Origin of the sequence: Mesorhizobium sp. ISC15 (assembly GCF_037162615.1) — a bacterium.
In the GTDB taxonomy this organism is placed as follows: domain Bacteria; phylum Pseudomonadota; class Alphaproteobacteria; order Rhizobiales; family Rhizobiaceae; genus Mesorhizobium; species Mesorhizobium mediterraneum.
Genome location: NZ_JAVSPX010000001.1, coordinates 938,771 through 951,431, shown reverse-complemented (window position 1 = coordinate 951,431; position 12,661 = coordinate 938,771). Strand labels below are relative to the sequence as shown.

The 12,661-nt window shown below is 62.3% G+C and carries 12 protein-coding genes; 3 read left to right on the top strand and 9 right to left on the bottom strand.

Annotated elements, in window-relative coordinates; genetic code table 11:
• The 3 genes from RPG13_RS04735 to RPG13_RS04725 form a co-directional block, all read right to left on the bottom strand.
• Nucleotides 1–309 (bottom strand): YggT family protein, encoded by a 309-nt coding sequence (locus RPG13_RS04735; RefSeq protein ID WP_095484982.1) that lies wholly within the window; start codon nt 307–309, stop codon nt 1–3.
• Between the two features lie 107 nt (nt 310–416).
• Complete coding sequence (locus tag RPG13_RS04730) at nt 417–2,282, bottom strand: sodium:solute symporter family protein (RefSeq protein ID WP_126104410.1); 1,866 nt, start codon at nt 2,280–2,282, stop codon at nt 417–419.
• A gap of 14 nt (nt 2,283–2,296) precedes the next feature.
• Nucleotides 2,297–2,551: a DUF4212 domain-containing protein gene (locus RPG13_RS04725; RefSeq protein WP_095484984.1), complete on the bottom strand. Its 255-nt coding sequence runs from the start codon at nt 2,549–2,551 to the stop codon at nt 2,297–2,299.
• A gap of 301 nt (nt 2,552–2,852) precedes the next feature.
• On the opposite strand from RPG13_RS04725, the gene RPG13_RS04720 reads away from it, so the two are divergent.
• A complete protein-coding gene (locus RPG13_RS04720; RefSeq protein ID WP_127288275.1) occupies nt 2,853–3,485 on the top strand; it encodes a hypothetical protein in 633 nt (210 codons plus the stop codon).
• A gap of 62 nt (nt 3,486–3,547) precedes the next feature.
• Here the strand turns inward: RPG13_RS04720 and RPG13_RS04715 are convergent, their stop codons facing one another.
• The gene (locus tag RPG13_RS04715; protein WP_337124502.1) at nt 3,548–5,677 is read right to left on the bottom strand and encodes a DUF294 nucleotidyltransferase-like domain-containing protein; all 2,130 of its coding nucleotides are present in this window, start codon (nt 5,675–5,677) and stop codon (nt 3,548–3,550) included.
• Between the two features lie 453 nt (nt 5,678–6,130).
• Complete coding sequence (locus RPG13_RS04710; protein ID WP_095484986.1) at nt 6,131–7,369, bottom strand: flavin-containing monooxygenase; 1,239 nt, start codon at nt 7,367–7,369, stop codon at nt 6,131–6,133.
• Between the two features lie 290 nt (nt 7,370–7,659).
• Between RPG13_RS04710 and RPG13_RS04705 the strand changes: the two genes are divergently transcribed.
• Entirely contained in the window at nt 7,660–8,052 is a 393-nt protein-coding gene (locus tag RPG13_RS04705; RefSeq protein ID WP_337124501.1) for a hypothetical protein, read from the top strand.
• A 500-nt stretch (nt 8,053–8,552) separates the two neighbouring features.
• The gene (locus RPG13_RS04700; protein ID WP_095485130.1) at nt 8,553–9,500 is read left to right on the top strand and encodes an LLM class flavin-dependent oxidoreductase; all 948 of its coding nucleotides are present in this window, start codon (nt 8,553–8,555) and stop codon (nt 9,498–9,500) included.
• A 7-nt stretch (nt 9,501–9,507) separates the two neighbouring features.
• On the opposite strand, the gene RPG13_RS04695 is transcribed toward RPG13_RS04700, so the two are convergent.
• Genes RPG13_RS04695 through RPG13_RS04680 form a run of 4 tightly spaced genes read right to left on the bottom strand, consistent with a single transcriptional unit; the run spans nt 9,508 to nt 12,658 of the window.
• Complete coding sequence (locus RPG13_RS04695) at nt 9,508–9,846, bottom strand: GYD domain-containing protein (RefSeq protein WP_337124500.1); 339 nt, start codon at nt 9,844–9,846, stop codon at nt 9,508–9,510.
• Nucleotide 9,847: 1 nt separating this feature from the next.
• The gene (locus RPG13_RS04690) at nt 9,848–10,522 is read right to left on the bottom strand and encodes a cysteine hydrolase family protein (protein WP_126104416.1); all 675 of its coding nucleotides are present in this window, start codon (nt 10,520–10,522) and stop codon (nt 9,848–9,850) included.
• 36 nt (nt 10,523–10,558) lie between these two features.
• Nucleotides 10,559–11,635 carry an ABC transporter ATP-binding protein gene (locus RPG13_RS04685; RefSeq protein WP_127288278.1) on the bottom strand — a complete coding sequence of 359 codons (1,077 nt, stop codon included), beginning with the start codon at nt 11,633–11,635 and terminating at the stop codon, nt 10,559–10,561.
• Nucleotides 11,636–11,650: 15 nt separating this feature from the next.
• On the bottom strand, nt 11,651–12,658 hold the full coding sequence (locus RPG13_RS04680; protein WP_006327249.1) for a dimethylarginine dimethylaminohydrolase family protein: 1,008 nt from the start codon (nt 12,656–12,658) through the stop codon (nt 11,651–11,653).
• Between the last annotated feature and the right edge of the window lie 3 nt (nt 12,659–12,661).

Sequence of the window (12,661 nt, the reverse complement as noted above, 5' to 3'; positions counted from 1 at the left end):
TCAACCCCCCTGTGAAGTCATCGGCGCGATGCCGAAATTGATCAGCAAGACGAGATAGCTGATGCGCAAGGCCATAAGCCAGAGCACGCTGAAGACGATCACAACCGGCTGGGTCAGGATCGACGGCGTGACGGTCCGCACGATCCGCAGGAATGGGTCGGTGACGGTCTTGAAGAAGCGCCAGATGTAGTTGTCCCAGCTTTCGGGCACGAAGAGGCCGAGCAGGAGACGCCCCATCAGCGTGTACATCACCGCGGCAAGGATGAAATTCGGTAGGTGGAAATACCAGTAAGACCAGAAATCGTTCATGTGGATTTTCCAAGGAGCGGCGGCGCCGCGTTATGCCAGCGACGCCCCCGAAATGAAAGCGGGGTCCGTCGCCGGACCCCGCCTCGAGCGCCGATCGCTATGCGAGATCAGGCGATCTTTTCTTCCATCATCTGCTTGCCGCGAGGCACACGGATTTCCTCGATGAAATCCTGCATATCCCGGGACGGCGCCTTGGTGAGAAGGCTGACGATGATCATCACGGCGAAGCCCACCGGCAGACCAAAGGCCGCCGACGAAATGTTCTTCACGCCCCACCACAGTTCCATATTGGGCGTCGCCTTGTCGAAGTCGGCGCCGTACTGCGTCATGACGAGATAGAAGATGGTGATGCCGAAGCCAGCGATCATGCCGGCGACAGCGCCAGCCGAATTGGCCCGCTTCCACCAAACGCCGAGCACCAGGGCTGGGAAGAGCCCGCCGGCTGCAAGCGAGAACGCCCACGACACCATCGACAGGATGTCCGACGGCTTGGTCGATGCGACGTAAGCAGCCAGCACCGCGACCATAACCAGCAAGATGCGCGACACGATCAGACGCCGCGACGTCGGCGCGTTCTGGTCGATCATCTTGTAGTAGATGTCGTGGCTGAGCGCGTTGGCGATGGCCAGCAGCAGGCCGTCCGCCGTCGACAGCGCGGCGGCAAGACCACCGGCGGCGACGAGGCCCGAGATGACGTAAGGCATGCCGGCCATTTCCGGCGTGGCCAGCACGATCATGTCGGCGTTGAGGTTGATATCGGCAAACGAAAGTGCCGTCACGCCCTTTTCGGCGCAGGCCGCGACGATCGCCGCGGTGTCTGTCGCCGCTTTGCCGCAAATCTGCACGAGCGTATTGTCGGCAGCGGCCCAGCGCATCATCCATCCGGCTTTCTCCGAGATGTTTTCAGGCGTCAGGCCGGACGCCACCAGGTCGAGCATCGTCCACTTGGCGAACGCCGCATAGGCGGGCGCCGTGAAGTAGAGGATGAAGATGAACAGCAGCGACCAGGCGACCGAAACGCGCGCCTCACGCACCGACGGGGTGGTGAAGTATCGCATCAGGACGTGCGGCAGTGACGCCGTTCCGACCATCAGGCAGAGGATCAGCAGGAAGTAGTTCTTGGCATCATAGCCACCATGCACGAATGGCGTGATGTGGTGCACCGTGATGCCCTGCGCCGTCTCAAGCGCGGTGATGTTCGCCAGCGCCTGGCCCTGCATCAATTGCGGGATCGGCACGCCGGTCTTCACCGTCGACATCCAGATGACAGGGATGAGATAGGCGATGATCAGCACGATGTACTGTGCGACCTGCGTCCAGGTGACGGCGCGCATGCCGCCGAGCATCGAGCAGACCAGAATGCCGGCGAGGCCGACATAGACTGCGACGTTGAAGTCGATTCCCAGGAAGCGGGCCGAGATCAGCCCGGTGCCGAAAATCTGCGCGACCACATAGGTGAACGAGCAGGAGAACAGAACGACCACGCCGATCAGACGGGCAAGATTGCCGCCATAGCGCGCCGACAGGAAGTCGGGAACCGTGTAGGCGCCGAACTTGCGCAGATAGGGTGCAACGAGGATGGCCACGAGCACGTAGCCGCCGGTCCAGCCGAGCACGAAGCCGAGGCCGTCATAGCCGAGCAGGTAGAGCGAACCGGCCATACCGATGAAGGAAGCCGCCGACATCCAATCGGCGCCGGTCGCCATGCCGTTGTAGAGCGCCGGCACGCGCCGCCCGGCGACGTAATATTCGCCAACATGCATGGTGCGGCTCAGGACGCCGATCACCGCGTAGATGACGATGGTAAAGCCCATGAACAGGTAGCCGATTACAACGTTTTCGACACCCAAGGCGCTCAAGATAGCCATCAGGATGATGAAGGCTATGAAGCCGCCGGTGTAGATGCCGTAGATGCGGCCGAGGTTGGAGGTGAAATCGCCTCCGCCTGCCGTAGTCGCTGTCGTGTTAGCCATTGAAGCCCCCCCAATCATTCTTCATTGACATGATGCTCTTCGTCGATCGCGTTCTGGCGCCGTGCGAACCAGAACAGCATGACGACGAAGGCGATGAGCGAGCCCTGAGCGGCCATGTAGAAACCGAGCGGAAAGCCAAAAATGACGATGGTGTTGAGTTGCTCCACGAACATGTGGATGACGTAACCGAAGAACACCCACAGTCCCAGCATGACGAACATGAGACTCTTGGTCTTGTTCCAATAACTTACGCGGTCTGGCGTCGCCATAGCGTTGAACCTCCCTTGGTTGGCAGCTTGCGAACCGTCTCGAGCGCAAGGCGCCGTTTAAAGCTTGCCTCTTCCGCTAGCGCGGAAGTCCTCCGGCATATGTTGCGGCCAGGTATAGAATCAGCCGACCGTAACTTTATAGGAGTAACACTTCTTGCCGCTGCTGTTCATACGACTTTAGAATCGGTGGGAGGACTGGAGAATCGGTGAGAGGAACTTGGTGCGTAAGAGGGCTGGCGGTGCGGCGTGACGGAGGCTAAACGGTTAACATCGGTTGGAACAAAACCGAAGGGAGAGCGCCATGGGCCTGCTGAACGATTTGTTGCCCGAGTTCCTGCGCAAGCCGCAGCCGATCGGCAGCGTCGGCGAACTGGCTGACTTCATGGATTCGCGCGCCGCCTTCCTGGCGCAGAAAAGCATCGTCGAGTTCTGCCGCGTCAGGGCAGGGGTCTACTGGCAGAAGCTGTTCAGCGAGAAGGAGTTCCAGGCGGCGCTCAACCATTCACGCTGGCGCGCCTACCCTGCGTGCTATGCCATCGTGGCGGAAATGGTGGAGGGCGCGCTGCGCGAACCTGCCGGCTTGCGCCAGCGGGGTCTGCCGGCGGCGCTGGAAAAAGTGGCCCTGGCAAGCTTCTCCAAATATGCCGTTCCGGAGGGCTCGGCCCCCTCTTTCTGGGAGGACGCCGCCGAACTCACACGTCAGCGCCTCGCCGCCACGCAGATCGGTCCGCCGCGGCCGGTGCGCGAAATCCCCGAGCCGCTGGCGCGAACGGTTTTCGAGATGGTCCCGATCCACCCCAATCTCCTGACCAACGACTACGATTACATTTTCAACTTCCTGAGAATGAATCTGCTGCGCGCGAATGAGGATTTCCTTGAGCAGGCTGACCGCAGCGCCCTCGTCGACGAACTGCTTGGTGCCGCGCGCATCTGAGCTTTGTTCCTGCCGATATCCAGGGCTTCGCCTTCGGCCTTGCACTGTCCAATCGTCGCCAGCTATGCGAACATCAGGTCCCGCACCAGGTCGGGTGCCGACTGAAGGCGCTTAATGAGGCTCTTGAGCTCTATTTGCTGCTCGCGCGTCAGGGCATTGACCTCGATGCGGTTGGATACCGGTATACCGGCGTAGATGTCATGCGTCTGCTGGCCGAGCAGCAAGCCGATCAGCATGGCATGACCAGCCTGCATCGCCTTCATGTCGCGCTCGCCGCCAATATCCAGCGCGATTAGTTTCTCGAGCCGGGCACGTGTGCTCCGCTCGCGGATGCCATGGCGAATTGCAAGCGTGCGTGCGGTCGCGACGATCGGAAAAAGGCCATGCTTTTTGATGTTCAGCCGGCCATCTTCAAGCTGAAAGCCGCCAAAAACAGTGAAGGGATTGCCGGTTGTCATCTGCTCGCCGAGAAGCTTTGCGAACACCGGCTCGGCGTGGCCACGCTCATATGCATATTCGATGAACTGCGCGGCCAGCGTCGTGTCGCCGTGAACCGGCCGCAGATCGTAGACGATATCGACGTTGAGCAGGTCCTCCGGCCGTAGGCGGCGAACCCAATCTTCGACGCGCGCCTTCCAGGTGTCGAGACTTCCGCGGAATGGGGCATTCGCGGCCATTACCCCGCCTTTGCAATACGGCACGCCTGATATGTCGAGCATGTCGGCGAGCTTGGCGCCGAGAATTTTGAACCAGCGGTCTTCGGGCCCGTCCGGCTCGCCTTCTGCGAAGACGATTGCGTTGTCCTGGTCTGGGGCCATCAGGCTTTCGCCACGGCCGCCTGAGCCGAGCACGAGCGTGGCATAGGCGCAGGGCGGCGGGCCGTGGCCTTCGATTAGCATCTGCTGTTCGGCAAGCACAGCGGCGCGGCGGGTAAGCGAGCAAAGTTCGTCGCTGATGATTTCCGCCACCACGCGTGGGTCGATCGCTTCGCCGATCAGCGAACGTACCACGCCCGGCAGCATCGACCATGTGGCCGCCAGTTCGGCGGCGTCCTTGGCATGTTCGATCGTGTCGTCGAGATCGATGGCAGCGGCGGCGCGGAGCCTCAGCAGGTCACGCGACGAAAGCACGCCGACCAGCATGCCGCCGTCATCGCGGACAGCGAGGTGGCGGACTTTCAGCCGATCCATGCGGCCGATCGCCCGATAAGCGAAGGCGGCGGCGCGGATGCTTATCAGCGGTCGCGTTGCGATGCTTGCGACCGGCATGTCAAAAGCGCGCTCGGCGTCGGACGATATGCGGCGTAGCAGGTCACGCTCGGTAACGATGCCATAGTCCTCAATCGGCTGATCCGGCGTTCCTCGGTCGGACACGAGGACCGAGCTGATCTTGCGCTTCACCATGAGGTCGATGACCTGCCTTGTCGGCTTGGTCGACTTCACCACGACCGGCGGGCCGCTCATCAGGCTGCCGACACGATGGCGATAGGCATAGGGATCAACCGGCTGAAACGCGGGAGCCTGGGGTCGCGACACCGGCTCGGCCCAGCCGGCGCGATGGCCGGCTTCGAGAGCGTCCGAAAGGGCAAGGCAGGCGACCTCTGCCTCTCCGAGTGTTCGGATGTTGCGCTTGCGCAACTCCGGAATCAGCGCGGCAAAGATGTCTCCCGCCGCGATCGCATCGCCCAGAGCCGAATGGCGGCCAGCTATCTCCAGGCGAAGCCAGGCGGCGATCGTTTCCAGCGAATGGTCTGCCAGATTGGGATTTGCTATGGTTGCAAGAAGCCGGACGCACAGCGCCCGAGGCTTTTTCCAGGGCAAACGGGCGCGTCGGCATTCGCGCTCCCATACCGCCAGATCGAAGCCGATCGAGTGGCCGACGAGGATACGGTCCCCGACGAACTCCTGGAATTGCGCCCATGCGTCCAGGAAGGTCCCGGCCCCGTCAACATCGGCATCCGTGATGCCGTGGACGAGCGAGACCTCGGACGGAATCGCTTCGCCGGGATCGATGAGGAGATCGAGCTGACGTTCCCGGACGACCTTGCCATGCGCGATGCCGACCGCGCCGATCTGGATCACGCGTGCCTTTGTGGCGTCGGGCCCGGTTGTTTCGGTGTCGACGGCCGCAGCCGCAATTGCTATCAGCGGTGTCGCGCCGGTCGCCGGCTTCAATTTCGTCCCTTTCGGCATAGCCGATAGCATTCCTCTGCCGGATGTCCCGGCTTGCCGAGACAGCGCTCTGTCGATGCCGGAAAGGTCGATCTTGCTTGCCCTGCAGCATAGCCGATCCCGGAGAGAAGCGCTGGCCGCGAAAAGACGTTGAACGCCGCGCAAGTGGAGGGCGGCCGCGATGTCGGCTGTAATGCGCCACAAGCGGTCATTTAGGTCCTCGCCTATCTTCGACTAGCTCGGGCCGGAAGTGGGACCGATCGCTTCCAGCGGTAATCATAGCAGACATTCAGTCGTGCAGGAGCGAAGTTATTGGCTGATCGTTGGGGGCCTTTGCCTTCGCTCAGTAGGAACGTCGCTAAGGGGCGAGACGTGACCCTGGTGGCGGCGCAAGGCGGTGGCTGGCGATCTGCCGGCCTCTGACACTAATCCCGGCCCTGACGGTCAAGAGCTTCTCGACTATGCCAAAGGCGGTCACGAATGCCTTGCGATATGTTCGACAAGGCGAGGTGCTTCCTCGGCGATCGCCAAGATGATGCCTGACTTGCGTGTGGAGGCGAAGTCCAGCCCTGCGAAGTAAAGGCCCGGCAGGGCGGCCACGCCATCCGCGTGAACAGGCTGTCCCGCGCTGTCGAGCGCACCGGGAAGCCTCATCCAACTGAAATCGCCCCTAAAACCCGTGCACCACACCACGCTCGTTACGCCGGAGCGGGAGAGATCGAGCGAACCGATCGTCGGGTTCGGCTGACGCATCGCGACCGTCTCCGCCGGGTCGGGCTCCGCAACGGGCGCATCGATCCCGGCGCGGCTGATATAGTCGTCGACATGGCGTTTGACATTTTCGGAGGCTTCATCCGCAAAGCGGGCATTCGCTTCGAGATCGTCGGCGAACGAGAGGCTGCCGCCATCCTCGATGCCGGTGAGGCGCCCAAGAAGCACGACACCCTGGGCGCTCAGCGCCTGAAGGCTTATCGTATGCATCGACCCGAGCACACCACGCGGCGGGATGCGTCCCGCAAATCGAATGACTTCCTCCCGGCGCACGTCGAGAAACCCGCTTTCGAGCAGCCAGACCATGATGTCGCGACCCCGGTAGCGCCGTGGGAGCCGTCCGACACGACTGGTCGCAAGGAAGACCGTTCGACCCACGTCCGCCAATTCCTCCGCGATCTGAACACCAGATTGGCCGCCTCCGACCACCAGCACCGCTCCATCGGGCAGATCGGCAGCGCTGCGGTAGCCGGAGGCGTCGATCTGGTGGAGAGCTGGCGACAACGCGGTGGCCCAGACTGGGCGCACCGGACAATTCAGGCTGCCGCTTGCGACGATCACATTGCGCGCCCAAAGCGTGCCGTGTGAGGTGGTCAGCCGATAGGCGCCATTCTCGTGCGTGAGTTCGCTTACCGCAGTATCCGGTTCGATCGGCAGCGCGTTGCGCCCGGCGAAATCCTCAAGGAGAGTAACGAACTGATCGCGCGTCAGAGCACCATCCGGATCCGGACCGTCATAGCAATCACCCGGCATGACGGTCTGGACGTTGGGAGTATTCATCCGAAATGAATCCCATCGCTGTGTGCGCCAGGTCTCTCCTATGCGGCCCCGCTCCAATACGGCGTGGCGCAGGCCCCGTCGCGCCAGCCAATAGCTGACACCCAGGCCGGCCCAGCCGGCCCCGATGACGACAGCATCGAGAACATCGCCGCCGTCAGTCATTTGCTGCGGTGATCTCATAATCGCCCCCCGGCAATCTCGCCAGCCCCGCGCAGCATTAAGCCCTGTCCATGGCAATGAGTCCAGCACCGCCGATTTCCGCCGCCGGCCGCGTCGATGGCCAAATTTTAGGCTGTGGCGCTCGCAAAGTGCGCCGGTCGGTCCGGAGCTGCGCCCGCACGTCCATCCGAATCCCGGAGGTTCACCCGTCCAGGCGGCATATTCGCCTTAAAGTGATTTGATACGGTCGAAGCGCTCGCACATTGTCGGCCAGTTTGTTGCCGAGGCAGCCGATGGACGAGATCAGGCGGGTTGCTGTGGGATGCATCGGGCGCGCCGTTATGTTCGGATCGCTTGCCATCGGCTGTGTCATGATCGGCTTCTCCTTCAACCCGGTATCCGCCTTCCGCGCCGGCGCGTTCCTCACGCTGACCATGGTTCTGGCGTTGATGTGGAAAGCCACGACCGCAGGCAGCAAGAATCCCAAGCACACCGAAGTCTGGCTCTATCTCGACGAGAAGTCGCGCCCAGCCGATGGCCCGGCGCGACGGGTGTTTGGCACCATCATGAGCGACGTTTACAAACTCTACGCCCGGATCGCGCTCGGCGTTGCGGTCGGCTTCTTCCTGGTGTCGCTCGTGCTGATGCTGTTCGGTCTGGAAGCTTACAGGCCGCCCAGCAGATAGGAGGCCGCTCCGCCCATCCCCGTCCCTCCGCCTGCAGGAGCCCGGGGTTTTTATCACTTGGCCGATCAGGCTCGGAAGCATAGCTCTAAGCAGAAAACAAACCAAATTATCATCATAATTGAGAAAAACATTCTAATAATCGCTGGAAAATAGCACTCGACAAAGTCTACTGATTTTATAGATTAACCGCCGAAGACGGAGGTCGATATGTCCTATTTCCAGAACGCCCGGACTGCCCGCAAAGGCCAAAGGCTTGGTTCTGACCAGACTTGGCGGCCGGCCTATGCAGGCGCCTTTGCCTATCTCGTTTTTGCCCTTGCGTTTGTGTTCACCGGAGCGGTTGTTCTGGGCCTTATCCCTTGACCATGAAGTCCCGAGCCGTCGGGCCCTGAATGATCAGGGGGTAGCGACCTGCCGCTTTCAGAATACCGGAGTTGAATGAACCGAATTCAGGTGCGCTTTTGCGCGCCCGTGATCCCAACGTGATGGAGGAGATGGCAATGCCGATCGAGTTCACGCATGTTCCCGGTAAAACTCACCCCGCCGACTCAACCGTGCCGTTTTTCTACGATTTCGCGGAAACCGCGACAAAGCTGTCGCTGGTCGAGGACATCGGTTTCCAAAAGATCGTCGTCGACGATCCGGCTGGGCTGCTGACCAATATGGATATTGCCGCCCAGGCGCTGAGCCGCACCTCATCTCTGGAGGTCGTTCTCGCACATTGGGCGGGTGTGATCGAGCCGACGGTGGCGGCGCGGCAATTGGCAGCCCTCGACGCAGAAAGTGGCGGTCGGCTGTCGCTCAGGATGCTCAGCGAGCCGCTGAGCGACGACGATGCCGAGGCACGTCCGGTCGGCCATACGGTCGTCTGGCAGCGGATCGACGAATATCTGGTGCTGCTGAAGCGGTTATGGTCGAACGACAGGCCGTTCGATCATGAAGGCGCCTTCTACAGCGTCAGGTCCGGGTATGTGCCGCGCAAGGGACCGCATGGCGCCGACATGACCATCCGCATGGGCGGACAGTCCGGAACGGCCCTCAGGGTCGCCGGGCGGCATGCCGATGTCTTCGAGCTGACGCCAGGTTCGCTCGACGAGATCCGGCAGCTGATGGAGCGGGTGCGCAGTGCCGCCGCCGAACACGGCCGGGCCGGCAAGCTGCGTTTCGCGCTTCCCGTCAGGATCCGTTCGGAGGACAACGCCGCCTGTCAGAAGGCGGTCGAAATTGCCGGGCCTCCGGCGCAGGTCGCGCTGGCGCTGCTTCCTTACGCGGCCTTGGGAATCCAGGAATTCATGATCGTTGGCGTCGACAGGCCACGCGAAATCGCGACGGCTGGCCGCGAGGTGATCGCGCTGTTGCGCAACTCGGTGGCGCGTCGCGAGGCCGATGCCCCGCAGCCCGAGGCGTTTGCGTCCCGCGTGGTCCGGGAAACACGTGCCGCAGGCTGAACGCTGGTTATTTCAGGACGCGTTCGACAATGTCGCCGAAGGTCGGCGGGTCGAACGCCGGCAGAATGAGAGGCTCGACGAAGCCGTCGCGCCGGGCCGTCAGCACATACTGCATCATGACCTCGTTATCAGGCATTTCAAAAACCTGAACGAAGTCATAGGCGCCGAGCGTGGCATAGAAGGCGACGGATTTGCCGCCAAGGGCTGCAACCCGCTCCTCGCTGATTTTCCGGCGATTGGGGCTGCCGGCAAGCTCAGCCAGCCCCTTGTCGGTCAACCGCATCAGCGAGACGTAAAGCCGGCCGGTCTTGGCTGCGGCGGGTGTGTCGGCAGTATCTTCGGGCATATCAGTGCGCCTTGCCGGAGAGTAGCGACAGCGCCGCGATAACGGCGCTTGAATCGGTCAGCGCGCCGAAAATCCCATTTTCGACCGTCACCATGTGGAGTGCAGCCTCATGCGCATATCTGTCGCCGCTGGCGCAAGCATCCGTGATCGTCAGGCACTGGAAATTCCGGTCGCAGGCCTCGCGCAAGGTCGTGTGCACGCAGACATCGGTCGTGCATCCTGAAAACAGCAGATGCGTGATGCCCTGCGCGCGCAGCACGTGCTCGAAATCGGTGTAGGTGAAAGCGCCATTGCAGGTCTTGTCGACGATGATGTCCTCAGGCGCGACGTCGATCTCGGGAACGATCTGGAAGCCGGGGCTCGAACGCAGCAGGATGTCGGTACCCTCAAGGCCGGCCCGTTTGCGGCGCCATTTCTCATAAGGCGTCATGTCGGCCATGTCGGCCCGGTAGCCTTGCCTGGTGTGGATGATTTTCAGGCCTGCCGCGCGGGCGGCCGCGATCAGGCGGTTGACCGTCGGCAGGATGGCTCGCAGCGGGCTCGGATCGTATCCCTGCTTGGCGAAATAGCCAGATGTCGACAGGAAATCCTCCTGCATGTCGATGACGACAAGAGCAGTATGTCCAGGCACCAGCCTGCCGTCGTAAGGAAAATCGAAAGGCGTCGCCTTGATCATTTTTCTCTCTTCTCCAGCGAGATATGTTTCGCCGGCTCAAGACCCCCGGGTTTCGTTCGGCAGGACGCCGATAGCGGACGGGTCAATCCGGCAGTCGATGACTTGTCCGGGAACGGCCGCGACGGCTGCTTCCGAGCGCAGCGTCGCAACCATCTGTTCGCCGGTCGCCGTCCGCAGCAGGATGCGTTCCAGCGCGCCGACAAAGGAATTCTCGACGACCGTCGCGCGAAAGCCGATCTCGTCGTCCGTTGCCTGCCCGATGCAGATGTCCTCGGGGCGCACCCACACGGTCAGACTGTCGCCGGGCCGTTCGCGGTCTTTGACCAAGGGAAAGCCGAAGCGCGTGCCGAACGCCTCGACCATCGTCTCGTCATCATCGGCACGATGGCCGGACAGGAAATTGTTCTCGCCGAGAAAACCGGCGACGAAGCGCGTCGACGGTTTTTTGTAGAGGTCGCGAGGCAGCCCGATTTCGACGATGCGGCCGTGGTTGAACACCGCGATGCGATCGGACATGGCGATCGCCTCCTCCTGGTCGTGGGTGACGTAGACGAAGGTCACCCCGGTCTCGCGATGCAGCCGTTTCAGTTCCTTCTGCATGGATTCGCGCAGCATGCGGTCGAGCGCCGAAAGCGGCTCGTCGAGCAGCAGGATGCGCGGCCCGAAGGCCAGGGCGCGGGCGATGGCAACGCGCTGCTGCTGGCCGCCCGACAATTCGCGCGGCTTGCGCTCGGCCAGATTGTCGAGGCCGACCAGCGACAGCATTTCGGCCACCCGCGCGGCGATCTTCGGCTTCTCCCATTTGCGGACGCGGAGGGAGAAGGCGATGTTGTTGGCGACGGAGAGATGCGGGAACAGCGCATAACCCTGGAAGACGAAGCCGAAATTGCGGTCCTCGGGGTCGACATGGGTGATGTCCTTGCCGTCGAGGCGGATCGTCCCCTTGCTCGGCGTGGTGAAGCCGGCCAGCGACATCAGCAAGGTCGTCTTGCCGGACCCCGAGGGCCCGAGCAAGGTGACGAACTCTCCCGCCTCGACCGAGAGGTTGATCCCGGTCAAGGCGGTGACCTTGTCATAGGTCTTTTCGAGATCGTCGATGACCAGCAATGCCATCAGTTCGAGACCATATCAGATCGGGTCCCTGATCAGCGGTGCGGTCGAGCAATGCAGGCCGCCGCCGCCGAGCTCGACCGTCTCGTAATTGCAGGTCAGCACGGTGATCCCGGCCGCGTCGAGCCTGTCGGCCAGGCGCTTCGAGCGGCTGCCATGCATGATCACCCGGCCGGGCGCGACGGCCAGGCAATTGAGCGACATGGCGCTGTCCTCGGGAGGCAGTTCGATCATCTTGATGCCGCGCTTCTCCAGATACTCAATGAACGGGTAGGGCAGTTCGTTGACATTGACGATCGCCGTCTCGACGTCGACCATAATGAAAGCGCCGTCGATGTGAATACGGTATCCGGGCATCGGCACCTTGATCAGCGTCACGCCGAGGCCGGCGAGGATGCTCTCGACCTGCCGCACGCCTTCCGGGTTGCAGGCGATGGAGACCGTGCAGACGGCGGTCTTGGCATCGATGAAGGCAAAGCCGCCGCCTTCGAAGACGGCCGATCCGTGGATGGTGCCGAGAATCGGGCATCCGGCCTTGGCCAGTGCCCGGGTCACCGGCAGTTCCTCGCCGCGGCGCACCCGCCGCGCCAGGCGGGTGACGATGGCGCCGCCCGGAATGCCGATGACGCTGTCGCGCGTGTAGATCTGCTTCATCGCGCCGGGGGCGGCCTTGTCGACGAGAATGACGTCGACGCCTTCCGAACGCAGCAAACCGGTGAATTCGTCGTGGGCGCGCTGCATGGCGGGCAGGTCCGGCATGGTGCGGCCCATCCAGTACCAGCCTTTTTCCGGATCGCCGAAGCCGCCGACTTCGGGCATCGGCTTGTTCTCGACGACGGAAAGCTCGTCGCCGGGGCGATGCATCAGGACGGCGCGCAGCTTGCCGACATCGTTCGAGCAGCCCCAATGGCGGCCCCATACCGGGATCTGCTCCTCAGCGGTGTCGAAGCCCGGTTCCGGAACGGAGCCGAAGATGCTGAAGAACTTGTTCTCACGGTATTCGTTGTCGCTCATCGCGGTGCTCATGGG